The 15,196-nt window shown below is 59.6% G+C and carries 13 protein-coding genes; 6 read left to right on the top strand and 7 right to left on the bottom strand.

Annotation, left to right across the window (positions count from 1 at the left end):
* Nucleotides 1–16: 16 nt before the first annotated feature.
* Nucleotides 17–676: a DedA family protein gene (locus tag XH83_RS03105; protein ID WP_194405629.1), complete on the bottom strand. Its 660-nt coding sequence runs from the start codon at nt 674–676 to the stop codon at nt 17–19.
* A gap of 294 nt (nt 677–970) precedes the next feature.
* Here XH83_RS03105 and cobS point away from each other — a divergent pair, with 294 nt between their 5' ends.
* From cobS to XH83_RS03130, 5 genes are all read left to right on the top strand, one after another.
* Entirely contained in the window at nt 971–1,969 is a 999-nt protein-coding gene (gene cobS, locus XH83_RS03110) for a cobaltochelatase subunit CobS (protein ID WP_028139017.1), read from the top strand.
* A gap of 52 nt (nt 1,970–2,021) precedes the next feature.
* Nucleotides 2,022–3,923 (top strand): cobaltochelatase subunit CobT, encoded by a 1,902-nt coding sequence (gene cobT, locus XH83_RS03115; protein WP_194405630.1) that lies wholly within the window; start codon nt 2,022–2,024, stop codon nt 3,921–3,923.
* Nucleotides 3,920–5,014, top strand: a complete 1,095-nt coding sequence (locus XH83_RS03120) for an esterase-like activity of phytase family protein (RefSeq protein WP_194405631.1) — start codon at nt 3,920–3,922, stop codon at nt 5,012–5,014. The genes cobT and XH83_RS03120 overlap by 4 nt, the downstream gene beginning before the upstream one ends.
* Before the next feature lie 132 nt (nt 5,015–5,146).
* Complete coding sequence (locus XH83_RS03125; RefSeq protein ID WP_194405632.1) at nt 5,147–6,259, top strand: NADH:flavin oxidoreductase/NADH oxidase; 1,113 nt, start codon at nt 5,147–5,149, stop codon at nt 6,257–6,259.
* 236 nt (nt 6,260–6,495) lie between these two features.
* Nucleotides 6,496–6,903, top strand: a complete 408-nt coding sequence (locus XH83_RS03130) for a hypothetical protein (RefSeq protein WP_194405633.1) — start codon at nt 6,496–6,498, stop codon at nt 6,901–6,903.
* Between the two features lie 227 nt (nt 6,904–7,130).
* Here XH83_RS03130 and XH83_RS03135 read toward each other — a convergent pair whose 3' ends face one another.
* The 6 genes from XH83_RS03135 to XH83_RS03160 all read right to left on the bottom strand — a co-directional run bounded on the left by XH83_RS03135 (nt 7,131) and on the right by XH83_RS03160 (nt 14,631).
* Complete coding sequence (locus XH83_RS03135) at nt 7,131–7,382, bottom strand: PilZ domain-containing protein (protein WP_194405634.1); 252 nt, start codon at nt 7,380–7,382, stop codon at nt 7,131–7,133.
* A 517-nt stretch (nt 7,383–7,899) separates the two neighbouring features.
* Nucleotides 7,900–9,231: a DUF2235 domain-containing protein gene (locus XH83_RS03140; protein ID WP_194405635.1), complete on the bottom strand. Its 1,332-nt coding sequence runs from the start codon at nt 9,229–9,231 to the stop codon at nt 7,900–7,902.
* 94 nt (nt 9,232–9,325) lie between these two features.
* Nucleotides 9,326–9,910, bottom strand: coding sequence for a hypothetical protein (locus tag XH83_RS03145; RefSeq protein WP_194405636.1), 585 nt, complete (start codon nt 9,908–9,910; stop codon nt 9,326–9,328).
* Between the two features lie 368 nt (nt 9,911–10,278).
* Nucleotides 10,279–12,321 (bottom strand): hypothetical protein, encoded by a 2,043-nt coding sequence (locus tag XH83_RS03150; protein WP_194405637.1) that lies wholly within the window; start codon nt 12,319–12,321, stop codon nt 10,279–10,281.
* The gene (locus XH83_RS03155) at nt 12,321–13,304 is read right to left on the bottom strand and encodes a hypothetical protein (RefSeq protein WP_194405638.1); all 984 of its coding nucleotides are present in this window, start codon (nt 13,302–13,304) and stop codon (nt 12,321–12,323) included. The genes XH83_RS03150 and XH83_RS03155 overlap by 1 nt, the downstream gene beginning before the upstream one ends.
* Nucleotides 13,297–14,631 (bottom strand): hypothetical protein, encoded by a 1,335-nt coding sequence (locus XH83_RS03160; RefSeq protein WP_194405639.1) that lies wholly within the window; start codon nt 14,629–14,631, stop codon nt 13,297–13,299. Before XH83_RS03160 ends, XH83_RS03155 begins: the two co-directional genes overlap by 8 nt.
* A gap of 93 nt (nt 14,632–14,724) precedes the next feature.
* Between XH83_RS03160 and dut the strand changes: the two genes are divergently transcribed.
* The gene (dut, locus tag XH83_RS03165) at nt 14,725–15,126 is read left to right on the top strand and encodes a dUTP diphosphatase (protein ID WP_246776534.1); all 402 of its coding nucleotides are present in this window, start codon (nt 14,725–14,727) and stop codon (nt 15,124–15,126) included.
* Nucleotides 15,127–15,196: the final 70 nt, after the last annotated feature.

Genomic DNA, 15,196 nt, shown 5'->3' on the forward strand with positions numbered 1-15,196 from the left:
TTCAAAAAATCATACTTCAGGCCCGAGGCTTCGCCGCCACGACACCGCCGCCATTCCGCCTCCGATAGATCCACACCGCCACGCCGCCCACGATCGCAACGCCCACCACGGTCAGCATCCAGATGTGCTTGCCGACATGGCCGTGATGATGCAGCCCGGCATATTCATGCAAGGCCGACACCGCGAGCACGCCCGGCAGCACATGCGCCGGGGCCCACACCAGGATCGCCGGGATGTTGATCGTATAGAACTTCGCGGGCGCCATGCCCAGCGCGCCCGCCGTCACCGGCACGAAGGCGCGGATCGGCGGCACGAAACGGGCAAAGAACACGGCCCAGGTGCCGAAGCGGTTGAAGAAGCTTTCGCTCTGCTCGACCACGCGCGGATAGTTGGCCAGCGGCCAAGTGGTGAGGATTTTGCGCTGCTGCCGGTGCCCGATCCAGTAGGCCGAGCCGTCGCCCAGCACGGCCCCCGCGGCCGCGGCGAGCAGCACCCAAGGCAGCGCCAGCTCGCCGCCCGACACCAGGGCGCTGAGCGCCAGGATGATGGTCGAGCCGGGGATCACCGATCCCACCACCGGCACGGCTTCGAGCAGCGCCGCCAGGAACAGGGTCAGATAGGCCAGCCACGGATGGGCCGAAACGAAGGATATCAGGGGATCGAGAAAGGACGTCACGTCGTCTCTTGCAGGGCTGGAGCATGGGGGCTTCGGACCCTACATAAGTAACCGCATACGGCCAAAGTGCCATTCGCAGGAAACGGCGCGGCCCCGCCCGAATTTGGGCGTGATTCGCAAGGCAGCCCTCCAAAAACTGCGTTCCTTGCCTATCTAAATGAAAAGACAACGGAACTTTGATTGAGGGGCGGGCTTCTGCCGGCACGTTGTCTCTGATAGGTTGAGTTTCAGCACCCAGCCGCAGCCAACGTGCGAATAACCGGTTTCGGGACCGCCCGGGACCTCGGAGGATTGATGACGACCGCCGCCATGTCCAAAGTTGAGGAAGTTTCCGGTCTGCCCGACATGAAGGTGTCGGTGCGCCAGGTGTTCGGGATCGACAGCGATCTCGAAGTCCCCGCCTATTCCGAAGTCGATCCTCATGTACCCGAAGTCGATTCCGACTACCGCTTCGACCGCGCCACCACGCTCGCCATTCTCGCGGGCTTTGCCCGCAACCGCCGCGTGATGGTGACCGGCTATCACGGCACCGGAAAATCCACCCATATCGAGCAGGTCGCGGCACGCCTGAACTGGCCCTGCGTGCGCGTCAACCTCGACAGCCATATCAGCCGTATCGATCTCGTCGGCAAGGACTCCATCGTGGTCCGCGACGGCAAGCAGGTCACCGAATTCCGCGACGGCATCCTGCCCTGGGCGCTGCAGCACAACGTCGCGCTGGTGTTCGACGAATACGACGCCGGCCGCCCGGACGTGATGTTCGTGATCCAGCGCGTGCTCGAAGTCTCGGGCCGCCTGACGCTGCTCGACCAGAACAAGGTGATCAAGCCGCACCCGGCGTTCCGGCTGTTTGCGACCGCCAACACGGTCGGCCTCGGCGACACCTCGGGCCTCTATCACGGCACCCAGCAGATCAACCAGGGCCAGATGGACCGCTGGTCGATCGTCACCACGCTGAACTATCTCAGCCATGACGAGGAAGTGGAGATCGTGCTGGCCAAGGCCAAGCACTATCGCACCAGCGAAGGCCGCGACATCGTCAACAAGATGGTGCGCCTCGCCGATCTCACCCGCAACGCCTTCGCCAACGGCGATCTGTCGACGGTGATGAGCCCGCGCACGGTGATCACCTGGGCGGAGAACGCCGACATCTTCGGCGATATCGGCTTTGCGTTCCGCGTCACCTTCCTCAACAAGTGCGACGAGCTCGAGCGTCCCCTGGTCGCCGAGTTCTACCAGCGCTGCTTCAACGCCGAGCTGCCGGAATCGGCAGTCAACGTGGCGCTGAGCTGATTTCTCCCGGGGTGTCGTCCCGGCTCTCACCGGGACGACGGATCAAGGTGACATGACCACCTCCAACTCCAAATTCCGCAGCACCAAGGAAGCGCCGACCGAGCCGTTCAAGCGCTCGGTCGCCTCCTGCCTGAAGGCGATCGCCAAGACGCCGGAGCTCGACGTTTCCTTCGCCGCCGAACGTCCGGGCCTCGCGCCCGGCAAGGCGCGGCTGCCCGAGCCCGCGCGAAAGATGACCAAGCGCGATGCGGCGATCGTGCGCGGCCACGCCGATTCCATCGCGCTCAAGATCGCCTGCCACGACGCCAAGCTGCATCGCAAGCTGATGCCGGGCAATCCGCAGGCGCGCGGCGTGTTCGAGGCGGTGGAGCAGGCGCGGGTCGAGGCGATCGGCGCGCGCCGCATGGCGGGCGTTGCGAAAAACCTCACCGCGATGCTCGACGACCATTTCCATCGCGGCAAGTTCGACGAGATCACCGACCGCGCCGACGCGCCGCTGGCGGATGCGCTGGCGATGCTGGTGCGCGAGCGTCTCACCGGCATGGCGCCGCCGACCGCCGCGAAGAAGATGGTCGATCTCTGGCGTCCGATTCTCGAAGACAAGATCGGCAAGCGGCTCGACCGGCTCGACACGCTGGTCGAGGACCAGACCCGGTTCGGCGATGCCGTGCACGACCTCCTGACCGCGCTCGAGCTCGGCGACGAGCGTAACGCCGACAGCGAGGACGACGACAACGACGACGAGAACCAGGACGGCGATAACGATCAGTCCGGTGCCGAAGGTTCGCCCGATTCCGACGCCGCGCAGGAGATGAGCGCCGACCAGGCGCAGGCCTCATCCGAGGAGATGAGCGAGAGCGCGATGGAAAGCGCGCAGGCCTCGACCTCCGACACTTTCGACGACGGTGAGCTCGGCGACGACGAGACGCCGGGCGAGGCGACGCGTCCGAATTCGCACGGCAAGAACGAGCCGCGCGGGCCGGAATACCACGCCTTCGCGCCCAAATTCGACGAGGTCATCGCCGCCGAAGACCTCTGCGACCATGACGAGCTGGAACGCCTGCGCGCCTATCTCGACAAGCAGCTCGCGCATCTGCAGGGCATCGTCGCCCGCCTTGCCAACCGCCTGCAGCGCAAGCTGATGGCGCAGCAGAACCGCGCCTGGGAGTTCGATCTCGAAGAGGGCATTCTCGACCCCGCGCGGCTGTCGCGCGTCGTCACCGATCCCTATCACCCTCTGTCCTTCATGCACGAGAAGGAGGCGACGTTCCGCGACACCGTGGTGACGCTGCTGCTCGACAATTCCGGCTCGATGCGCGGACGGCCCATCACGGTCGCCGCGACCTGCGCCGACATTCTCGCGCGCACGCTGGAGCGTTGCGGCGTCAAGGTCGAGATTCTCGGCTTCACCACGCGCGCCTGGAAGGGCGGGCAATCGCGTGAGGCGTGGCTGGCCGCCGGCAAGCCGGCCAATCCCGGCCGCCTCAACGATCTCCGCCACATCATCTACAAGTCGGCCGACGCCCCGTGGCGCCGTGCGCGAAAGAATCTCGGCCTGATGATGCGCGAGGGGCTGCTCAAGGAGAACATCGACGGCGAGGCGCTGGACTGGGCGCACAAGCGCCTGCTCGGCCGGCCCGAGCAGCGCAAGATCCTGATGATGATCTCGGACGGTGCACCGGTCGACGATTCCACGCTGTCGGTCAATCCCGGCAATTATCTCGAGCGGCACCTGCGCCACATCATCGAGGAGATCGAGACCCGTTCGCCGGTCGAGCTGATCGCGATCGGCATCGGCCATGATGTGACGCGCTACTATCGCCGCGCGGTGACGATCGTGGACGCCGAGGAACTCGGCGGCGCCATCACCGAGAAGCTCGCCGAGCTGTTCAGCGAGACCAACACCGCGCCCACCCAGCCGGCCGGTCGCCCGCGACGCAAATTGCATTCGTGAGCACGCATTCATCCCGCCGCAGCTTTCTCAAATACGCTGCGGCGGGATTTTCCACCATCGCAGCCTCTCGCATCGCGCTGGCGCAAGCCACGGTCGAGCCTTCGCCGCACGCGCTTGCGAACGAGCGCGCCGTCACCGACCCCGTCAATGTCGAGGTCAACGCGCGCGCCATTCCCAATTTCGAGCCGCGTGACCGCACGCGTACCCGGTTCGGCTCGCTGAACTATCGCAGCGGCCTGGTGCTGACCTCGCCCTATCGCGGCTTCGGCGGATTGTCCGGCATCCGGCTGGATGCCAAGGGCGAGCGCTTCCTCGCCGTCTCCGACCAGGGCGGCTGGTTCACCGGCACCATCCGCTACGCCAATGGCAAAATGGCCGGTCTCGACGACGTCGAGGCCGCGCCGCTGCTCGGCGCCGAGGGCCGACCGATCACGGAGAAGCGGGGGTGGTGGGATTCGGAATCGATCGCGCGCGACGGCAGTCTCGTCTATGTCGGGCTCGAGCGCGTCAACCAGATCCTGCGCTATGATTTTGCCAAGGGCGGCACGCGCGCGCGCGGCGAGGTGATGCCGGTGCCGGCGGGCGTGCGCAAGCTGCCCTCCAACAAGGGGCTGGAGGCACTTGTCGTCGTGCCCAAGGAAAAGGACAAGGGCAAAGACCAGAACATGCCGCTCGCGGGCACGCTGATCGCCTTCTCCGAGCGCGGCCTCGACGCCGACGGCAATCTCACGGCCTTCCTGATCGGCGGTCCCACGCCCGGCCAGTTCAGCGTGCGCCGCATCGAGAAATACGACATCAGCGATGCCGTGCTGCTGCCCTCGGGCGAGCTCCTGATTCTCGAACGCAAATTTTCCTGGTTCACCGGCGTCAACATCCGCATCCGCGCGATCCCGCTGAAGTCGATCACGCCGGGTGCGCTGGTCGACGGCCCCGCGCTGTTCGTCGCCGATCTCGGCCAGGAGATCGACAACATGGAAGGCATCGACGCCCACGTCACGCCCGAGGGCGAGACCGTGCTGACGCTGATCTCCGACGACAATTTCTCGATGCTGCAGCGGACGCTGCTGCTGCAATTCACGCTGGCGGAGTAGCGGCGCCGTCACGTCAAGCCGCGGTCGCAATGCGTGCCGCCACCACCCGCCATTCGTTCGCGCCGCTGGCAATCCGCCGTCCGCCCACTAAACTCTCTCCACAATCCCGCCCCCATCCCGGAACTCCCCCGCATGTCCGTCCTGTTTTCCCCGATCAAGCTGCGCGGCCTGACCTTGAAGAACCGCGTCGTGGTGTCGCCGATGTGCCAATATTCGGCCGACGACGGCGTCGCCAACGACTGGCACTTCACCCACATCAACAATCTCAGCCTGTCGGGCGCTTCGATGTTCTGCATCGAGGCGACGCATGTCGAGGCGATCGGCCGCATCACGCCGGGCTGTCTCGGGCTCTACAGCGATGCCTGCGAAGCCGCGCTGCATCAGGTCCTCAGCTCGGTGCGCAAGCATTCCTCGACGGCGATCGCGATGCAGCTCGCTCATGCGGGCCGCAAGGCGTCGAGCGCGCGGCCCTGGGACGGCGGCCAGTTGATTCCGGTCGAACAGGGCGGCTGGCAGACGGTGGCGCCGTCGGCCGTGCCGCACAAGGAGGGCGAGGCCGCCCCGCTGGCGCTCGATGCCGCGGGCCTGACGCGCATCCGCGAGGCCTTCGTCGATAGCGCAAAGCGCGCCGACCGGCTCGGCATCGACGCCATCGAGCTGCATGGCGCGCACGGCTATCTCCTGCATCAGTTCCTGTCGCCGATCTCCAATCGGCGCACGGACGAATATGGCGGCAGCCTCGAAAACCGCATGCGCTTTCCGCTCGAGATCTACGACGCCGTGCGCGCCGTCTTTCCCGCCGACAAGCCCGTGGGCATGCGGGTGTCGTCCACCGACTGGGTCGAGGGCGGCTGGGATCTAGCGCAGACGATTGAATTCGCCAGGGCCTTGAAGGCGCGCGGCGTCGACTGGATCGATGCCTCCTCCGGCGGCGTCTCGCCGCTGCAGAAGATCCCGCTCGGCCCCGGCTATCAGGTGCAGTTTGCAGATGCCATCAAGCGTGAAACGGGATTGCCCACCATCGCCGTCGGCCTGATCACGGAGCCGAAGCAGGCGGAAGAGATCGTCGCATCCGGCAAGGCCGACATGGTCGCGCTCGCCCGCGGCATGCTCTACGACCCGCGCTGGGCCTGGCACGCCGCCGCCGAGCTCGGCGGCGAGGTCGAAGCCCCGCCGCAATATTGGCGCTCGCAGCCGTCCACGCAAAAGGCGTTGTTCGGCAAGACGACCTTCGGGGCGAGGTAGGGGAGATACCGCGTGATCTCACGATGATCCGCGGTCTGCGTTGACAACTTAACTGACAGCCGTCGCCAAACTACTCCCTGTGGTTATGGGTCCTCGCGTTCGCAGGGACGACGGCGGGATGTGAGGTGAGCGCTTTCGCCTCACCATCCCTTACGCCTCCGTAACTCTCCTCACCTTCCACCCCCCGCAAAACTGGCCTAACCTCCGGCTCTTTAACACCGCAACGGAGGCCCGCCATGCGGTTTCGTGTTCGCAAAACGGCTCACATCTTCGAGCGCGTCGGACTTGCGATGGCGGGTGCGGCATGCGGGCTGTTCGTCGGCGCTTATGTGGGCTCGGCGATATCGGCGCTGACCACGCAGGGTTTCCTGCTGTTGATGATGCTGCTCGGCTTCGTCGGCTTTTATCTGGGCATCGACACGCCGCAATTGCCGTTCGACGACGCGCATAGCGAGATCGATGCCGCCGAATTCCTCAGCGCCGCCGGCACGCTCTGCGCCACGCTCACCGCGCTCGCCTCCGTCGCCGTCATCGTGCTCCGCCTCGATCCGCATTTGGCCTGGACCTGGCTCGCTCTGTTCGGCTGGATCGCCGGCGTCGCCATGCAGATCGTCGGCGGCGCGAAAGCGCGGATGCGGAAGTAGGTGTTTTTTCCTTCTCCCCTTGTGGGAGAAGGTGGCATAGGCGGCCTTTGGCCGCCGTCCCTAAAAAACGCCGAGGCGAAGCCTCGGCTATGGCGCCGGATGAGGGATTTGCCTCAGTGAATTTAGCCGTGAGAGATGAGATTGCGGAGACAGGCCCCTCACCCGTCTCGCCGCTGCGCGGCGAGCGACCCTCTCCCACAAGGGGAGAGGGGAAGAAACATGCATCCCTAAAACACCACGCCCACGCGCGTGCTGCGCTTCCACGCGATGCGGCAGCGCTTCTTGGTGTTGACGTGCAACAGCTCGAAGCGATCTGGGATGTTCACCTGGCCGCCGAGATCGACGCAGGCGCCGCCGGGCGAATAGTCGATCAGCGTGCAGGGGATCACCGGCGCGCGCGCGTCGGTGATGATCTTGGCCTGGCGCGACACCAGCCCTGCGGGCTTCACGCGGGCGTATTTGCGAGGGAATTGCGGCACGTCTCCTCCAGCTCCGCAAGGTTTCGCAGCGGGTTCGAGGCCATGATGGAACGGGAGATGATGCGATCCGGCTAAGGCGCGCGGGAGAATTTTAATGAAAAGTGTCGGCGGCGGAAGAAAGCGAAGGTAGCGGGGTGGGGTGGGATCGTCCAAACCCCGCTGTCATCCCTGCGAAAGCAGGGACCCATACCGCGTAATCTCTCGGGTTGTCCGCGGTAGGAGTACCGAACAACCTGTCTTCGCCAAACCACTCCCTGTGGTTATGGGTCCCTGCGCCCCGTGCGCAATTGCGCACTAGGCAGGGACGACAGCAATGGTGTAGCGCGAGCCTACCTCCACCACCGTCATTGCGAGGAGCGCAGCGACGAAGCAATCCAGAAATGCATTCGCGGAGACAGTCTGGATTGCTTCCGACTTCGCCGAAGGCTTCGGCGGACAAGTCACTGCGCTCGCAATGACGGCTGCGAGACGCCCGCGCTCGCCATGACGAGCGGCGAGAGCCATGCCCGCCGCCCCATCACCCCGTCACGCTCTCCCCCGCCACCAGCTCCACCCCCGGCGGCACCGGCATCGGCACCGTCACATACTCCTTCGGCATGTTCACCGGCCGGTACTCCGGCTCCACCGCCATCCGCTTCAACACGCTCTCATGCACATGCGCGCCTTCGGGGATCGGGCGCGGCTCGCAATCGGGGATGTAGAAGCCGAGGAACACCTTGCGCTCCGGCCACTCCTTGTACTTCGCGCTTTTGGGCACGTATTCCAGCAGCCGCCAGCCCGCCGTCATGGAATCGTGCAGCACGCCCGTCTTGCCGGTGTAGGCGGGCGCGACATATTGAAACGGCGAGTTCTTGCGCTGGATGCCCCAGGCGAGCTGCTTGATGGTCGCCGGGTTGAAGTTCAGCCCCGCCTTCTCGGCTTCCGCGATCATCCAGATCAGCGGATATTTGGAATCGCCGCTTCTAGCCTCCGGATAGCCGCCGCCGACGTCGCTGTGCACGCCGGCGAACCACACCTGCAGAATGTCCTGCGGCACCTTCTTCTCGTCAGGCACGTAGCGGTTGCTCCAGAAATCCTGCGGCTGCCAGTACTTCTTGAGGCGGAACATGCAGCGCCGCTCGTCGATCGCGATCGCCTGCCTGAAGATCCTGACGCTGGGGTTGCGCAGCGTGAAGGCGAGCTCCTCCAGGCTCGGCCAGAACAGCCGGTCGGCGCGCGGCACGATCACGCTCGCCACGGTGTCCCAGACGCCGATGAAGTGGATGGTCGGCCAGCGCGTCGAGGTGATGCGCGCGAACTGCGCGGCGAGGTCGAACGCGTCCTTGGGCAGCGGCCCGCTCTCGTCGGTCGCGATATTCTCGAGGTCCTCGATGTCGTTGCCGCGCCCGGTGCCGGAATATTGCTTGTAGGCGACGAGGCCCGAGCCTGCGAGGTTTGCCTGCTCCGGCCTGATCAGGCCGATCTTGTGGATCAGCCCCGCCAGCACGCGCACCGTGTAGGCCCCGCGCGAAAAGCCGAACAGATAGATGCGATCGCCCGGCGCGTAATGCTCGACCAGGAAGCCATAGGCCGAGAGCACGTTGTCATCGAGCCCGTAGCCGGTGGCGAGCCCCAGCACCAGGTTGACGTTGGCCCTCAAGCGATGCCACGTCGTCGGCTCCGTCACCGTGCCGACCCCGGGATCGTAAAACACCATCTGCCGCGGCTGCGTCCTCTCAGTCTTGCGCAGGCAGCGATACAGCTTCAGGACGTTGGAGATATTCTCCGAGATCTCGTTGCCGGTGCCGTCACAGCAGATGACGAGGTTTTTGGGGGAGGGGTGGGGATCGGGGTCGCGCGCGGAGTCCATGGGATGCGCCTCGGGGGGATGCTACCGGGGCGAGTATAGCGGAAATTGGAGACATCGGTGAAAGCAATTGCCTGCGGAGTCGCAGAGGAAATCACTATTCCACCGTGTATTGCCAAACTCGTTGAAGACCCACGCTTGTTTCGCGAGCATACTTACTCGATACAGGGAATAAGATACTTGTTGTCGTTCCAATACATTCGCTCAGATAGAAAAGCGCAAAACCCAAAGCTTGCGGCTTGGTAGCCAGCGGGGAAAGATAAAGGTTGGAAATTGGACCGAGCTTTTTCCGTAGCTTGACTATCTCGCTCACGACCTCAGCTGTAATAAAAGGGTCGTTTGCAGGAGCGAAAAAACTCTCGCGGTCGAAAGATTTGTTCGCGCCAATTGCATCCGAAGCTCGCCCCGCTCTCATTACGTTCTCTTGGTACATGTCGGCCCTCAAAGAGGGCAGGCCGAATATCTGAACTTTATCAGCCTTGTCTTTGTTCTCGGCGACAGCTTTTATAAGTCTGTGGTCGTAACCCGAGCCCACGATGAGGAAATCATTTGTTTGATCCGTCGAGTTGAGGCCTTCGAATCCCTCGATCTGCCGCACCACTATGGTTCCCTCTGAAAATACAGTCTGTTCCTTCTTTGCGTAGTATTTCGGTTCCGAGTACAGGACGTCGTATTTCTTCACTCTTTTCGTCTTCAAATAAAATGGAAGGAAGACGAGGTGCGGTCGCATAAAGCCTGTTATGTCAACGCAAACCGAGAGCGTGTCGATCGATTTTCCAATCGTAGTCTCTACATGCGAGATTAGTCCTGCAACGTACTCAGCTTCACTTCCGAAATTTGATACGTAGCAATTTCCGCTAGGACGCTCGTGCTCGGCGTAGCCATACTCCGAGTGGATCATCCAGAATTTGTGGCGAGCTGGCGCTTTAGAATAGACGTCTCTAACGCGGTCGCTCGAATTGAATGCAGAAATGAACACGTCCCAAGGCGCAGATCGCCAGCTCTCGGTTGTGTTCAGTTCTTGCTTATACAAAATGCTGTAGCGTGATATCATTCAAATAGATCGCGTTGGTCGGTACTCTTGGGCGCTGGAGAGGAAGTTCTTCCAAAATATGGCGCTGTCATTTTGGCCTCCCAATCGGAAAGCAGTTTCTCGAAGAGCTCTCTTTGACTATAGACGAAGATCGCGTTTGTTTGATCGACTGAGAAAGTAGTCACGCCGCGTCGGGCGACTGGCAAATCAAAGCGCGGGGAAAGCATCGTATTTAATTCGAGCTTTCGACTTACCAATTCTGAATTTCGCTCTCGTTGCCCTCCCACGACATTGATCAGAATAGATGTATCGATGGCGCTTTTGATTGTCGACCGCGCTTCCGGTTCAATTTGTACTTCGTCGACGCTAAACGCGATTAGGGACGTTTCTACGGGCTTGTCGGCGAACCGGTTCGCTCTGAAGAGGCGCGATAGACGGTCGACGCTCGACCGCACAAGCAATCCGGCATCCCCTTCTTCTAACATGTGTTCTAGAAACCAATCTGCTGCCTCGCTGACTCCACGAGATTGAGCGGCGAGTGATATCTTCCCGCCTGAAAAGGGCTTCTCTTGCATATAAATTGACCAGTCAAAGATATGCTTGAGCGTAGTTATCAAAGCGCGAGGTAATCCTTCCGACATTCGGATGAGCGTCTTTATTCCGGAGTAGATTTGTCGCTGCGAATTTTCACGAAGTAGTTGAGCGACCATGTCGCCCTTGTGCTTCCTTACGAATTCATCAAACCGATCATTTCTCGATCCCGATAGATACGCTTCCGCCGCCGCTCGTGTAATCCTCGCAGCTTGGACAAGGTCGTCCGAACGAAACCAGTGCTGATATGTGGACAGGATTGACAGCTTTTCGAGTACGGGGCTTTCTGCGAAGCTAACAGCTTGGATGATCTCTTCTGCATCGGAGGTACTTGATGGTCCAACGACTAAGCCCTCTGCAATCCCCTTCATTAGCTTCCGCTTGAATTCGATGACGTGTCGCCGGTCGACCGAGCTTTCCGGCATGCACTTTCTTAGATCCTGACTTAGAACGGACGTATCCGGCGGCGGCTCGAAATACTCCTCGAGCTTTTCGACTTCCTTCTCGAAGATGTCGTTTCCGAACGAGGTGCTAAGCCGTCTTGATACAAGCCGTCTCGCGAATTCTTCGTATCGCGAACTGTCGCTGCGAAATCTTTCGTCTAGTCGCAGTGCTTCGTACTCAGATCCCTCGCGGTTAAGCTCGCCGCCGCTCAAGGTCAGCTGGGTTCGAAATCCATATAGGCGCGAGCCGATCTTAAAAGACATTGGCCCTTCAGTCTCTCTCACCAGGGTGTTCAAATACACTTGCTGCTCGACGGTGAGATTCTCGAACTCGTCAAGCAAGTAGAGGAAACGAACCCCTTCTAGCTGTCGAATTCGAGCGCATGCAGCGGCGGGAATTCCGAAGAATAATTTTCCGCGCGTTATGAGGATTTCGGCGTCGATGCGGCCGGTGAGAGAAGAGTTGTTAATCGCGTAGTCGAGTTTGCGTCGGACCTGGGACAAAAATGTTCTAATTTCTCCCATAGAGTTGGCTGGAACGTCGCCGGCGTCGAAGAGCTTGGCAATATCAGTCGCCAATTCACCGTCTATGCCGGATGCGTTGGTTGCAACTGTCAGCGCCTCAAGGATCTCTAAAGTTCGATCTGCTACCCATAGCTCAAAGTAGTAAGCAAATAGATCGGCCCACCGGTGATCACTCTGGTTTTTCCGTGCGAAACGATGCGAGTTGAGCCCGCCGCATCTTGCATAAATCCCAACATATCCTTCGGAGCCCAGGCCGGTGAATATGGGAGTTTGGCTTTTTATGAATCGAATCTGCTGAACTTGGAAAGAAAAGTGACGCATCAAGTGAGATTTGCCGCTGCCCTTGCCGCCCATGATGAACATTGCCATTGGCGAAGCAGGCCGTGCTAACGCGGTTAAGTCGTCTCCATCATCTCCCGGCGAGACCCAAAGACTATCAATCTGTGCATCAATCAGATTGTTCGATTTTGTGATGCGAAATGGATTCTCTGTCCGTTCCATCAAGCCTCCCACCCGTACTGTTTGGGGAAGCGTCGAAAGAGGGGGGTCCACGAATGTCCCTCGGGGTCGTCATGCCAGATTATAGGAAGGGTATTATCCGGCGTATTATGGAAAAAGCCTAAGAGAAGTTGGCCATCTCTCCAGCCCAGAGGATATTTTGGGGCGAGCTTCGATCCGTGGCGATGGCTTATCTGTCGCGCCTTTTCTTTGTCTATGGGAGTAGCTACGTCAGAGTAGATGCGAGATTTTTCAGAGAAGCATTTGAAGGACTCATCCAGTTCAACAACTGCCGCAACTTCGTCGAACCAAAGGAGGTTTCTTATCTGCTCCAGGCCGTATGAAGTAGCGAATAAAGTGAAGTAATAGACGCGAACATCGCTCTTTAGTCTCTTCAATGGCTCTACGATGGATTTGCAATAGTCCTTGGCTTGGCTGCCGGAACCACACAGATCATCGATAAATACGTAGTGTTTGATGGCGGGGTTTCGTACTTTCGTGGTGTGATGCTTAAGCAGAAAGCGCGTAGTCGAAAGTACCTGATGCGAATTGATGAAGTACTCTTTTCCGAGGCGGTTCTCTTGACGGAAGTAGTAGAGCATGTGGCTTCCGCTCTCCGAAGGATTTCCCACTCCAATGAATCGCGTGTTTTTTAGCCTATTCTTGTATTCCTCCTCAATCGTGGATAGATCTAAGGTGTCGGAACGTTCCTTCCTAATACTTTCCAAAAGCTTGTACTGATACAGGTCTCGGAACAGCGATCGCAGCAGAGCGCGGATCTCGCGCGCTCCAAAATAAAGGAAGTTGCTGGCCAAGAAGAGCATTTGGAGTTCTGCATCGTCCGCAAGGTCCTCGGTAGAATTGAATTGCGCAAGCCAGCGGTTGACGTGCGCTTCCTTTGCTCGGCCCTCCCAAAGAGTTTCGTCGAGGGACTTCATCTTGGACCGAAGTTGGTCGGCTAGGCGTTGGTGCTTGGTGTCAATCATTTGTTTTTCGCAAGTAGAGAACCCACTCGCTGGAGATTAATCCAGCAGTCTTGTTGCGTTTAACCATCAGACCTCGTGAGCGAATGTGGTCAATGAGCTTAAACTCTGTCGTCAGTCCAATTTCATTTGCGAGAATCTCTAGATATCTCGGTGTGTCGAAGGCTTGGCCGCAGATTGTGTTTGGTCCAACTACTAGAACTAAGTTACCCCCAACTCTAAGACTGGCGTGCATGGCCTTTAAGGAGTCTCTCATTTCGCGAAGGTATTCGGCGGCAATATGCGCCCTCAACGGATTGATATTGCGAATGGATGAGAGCTGGCGATCGGCCCTAGAAATTCCTGTTTTGATCTGCTCCTCGTAGGTCCGCTTCGGAAAGTGCTCTCGTCCAATATTTTGGTCTTCAATCGTTCGAAGCGAGTCCTCGGATAGTCCCAGCCATCCGATACCGAAGCTGGAAGCGCGAATATACTTCTGCGCGCCAATATAAGGAGGCGAAGTAATGATTAGATCGACGGAATTGCGGTCAATCGCTTTATCCAGGTGGCGCGCCTCGTCGTGGATCTGCACAAGGGGGCTGACGGGCAATTCGTCAAGCTCGCGGAGGCGAGAGCAATTTCGCTTAACGATTTCGTCAAATGCGGTAATCGTGCTTTGGGTGTCTGCTGCCCTTAGGTGCTTTCGCAATTGTTCATAGTGCGTCCCGTACTGTTTCTTTCGGCCCGGATTAATCCGAACAGGAACTGATAATCTTGGATCGGCTCGAGACATTCGGCGCGCACACACCGATAGGCAAAGCTGCATAAACTCCCGCACGTCGTTCGAGCGGATGCGGTTGATCGTGTAAGCGAGTTTCGCAAGATCGTTCGCGACGGTTTTCTTGTACCAGAGTTTGACATTAACAGTCCGCGGTAGCGGTGCCTCGTCGATCAAGGCGATCTGCTCATGTATGCGTGCGAGTTGCCGAGTAATTCTTGCTCGTTCGATAGGGCATGTCTTTACGCGCGCAATTAATCTTGCAAGGGGATTGGAGTCTGCACCTACGACAGGGCAGCCACCAATGATTCCTTCAACAAGCACTGTCCCCGATCCGCAGAATGGATCGGCGATTGTAAGTGGAGCGCCCGGCTGGATCGTCTTATGAGCACCGAGGAAGAAATGCGGAATCTGCGGCAATAGTTTCGCTGGATAACTGTGAAGAAGGTGGGTGCTTCGCTCGGGAACGATTTCTGAGACGAGGTCGCGAAAATCGACTACAATGGGCCGTGAATTAGTTCTGCCATGTTGCCGCCAAGTCTCAAGCGTCCGAGCATAGTCAGCTTCGGTCAAATTAATCTCCGTCGACTATGGATAGGTAAACAAAAAGATGACGACATGACTCGCAAGACCCTCCGAGTTGTGAGGCTTAGTCCAAGCGCCAAAATGCCCCAATACGCTCATCTGAACGATGCGGGTTTAGATCTTTTTGCAATCGAGAAAGTTCGACTCAGGCCCCGAGACAGAAGTCTAGTGCGAACTGGCATCTTAGTTCAACTACCACGAGCAACTGAGGGGCAAATTCGTCCACGCAGCGGGTTGGCGCTACAGCATGGCATCACGGTGCTAAATTCGCCTGGCACGATCGATGCGGGTTTTCGGGGGGAAGTTCTTGTTCTTCTGGTGAATCTTGGCGAGGAGGATTTTGAGGTCCTGCCTGGAATGAAGATCGCGCAGCTTGTGATAAGTAATGTCCTGACTGTGAACGTGCAGGAGGTTGATGATCCCCGTCAACTGTTGCCCACGGATCGCGGTCGGAGAGGTCTTGGGTCAACAGGTGATAAGTGAACGCGAAGCGATCGGATAAGCAACCCCTGGAGCGGCATACGACCTCTCGTCCTACGGTCGCAGCGCTTGA

This window comes from Bradyrhizobium sp. CCBAU 53351 (assembly GCF_015291745.1).
Taxonomy (GTDB): domain Bacteria; phylum Pseudomonadota; class Alphaproteobacteria; order Rhizobiales; family Xanthobacteraceae; genus Bradyrhizobium.

Excerpts from the sequence above, each read along its gene's own strand:
- XH83_RS03130 (WP_194405633.1), top strand. The coding sequence starts at position 6,496 with ATGCGGTTTCGTGTTCGCAAAACGGCTCACATCTTCGAGCGCGTCGGA.
- XH83_RS03125 (WP_194405632.1), top strand. The coding sequence starts at position 5,147 with ATGTCCGTCCTGTTTTCCCCGATCAAGCTGCGCGGCCTGACCTTGAAG.
- cobS (WP_028139017.1), top strand. The coding sequence starts at position 971 with ATGACGACCGCCGCCATGTCCAAAGTTGAGGAAGTTTCCGGTCTGCCC.
- XH83_RS03155 (WP_194405638.1), bottom strand. The coding sequence starts at position 13,304 with ATGATTGACACCAAGCACCAACGCCTAGCCGACCAACTTCGGTCCAAG.
- XH83_RS03140 (WP_194405635.1), bottom strand. The coding sequence starts at position 9,231 with ATGGACTCCGCGCGCGACCCCGATCCCCACCCCTCCCCCAAAAACCTC.
- XH83_RS03150 (WP_194405637.1), bottom strand. The coding sequence starts at position 12,321 with ATGGAACGGACAGAGAATCCATTTCGCATCACAAAATCGAACAATCTG.
- dut (WP_246776534.1), top strand. The coding sequence starts at position 14,725 with ATGCCCCAATACGCTCATCTGAACGATGCGGGTTTAGATCTTTTTGCA.
- cobT (WP_194405630.1), top strand. The coding sequence starts at position 2,022 with ATGACCACCTCCAACTCCAAATTCCGCAGCACCAAGGAAGCGCCGACC.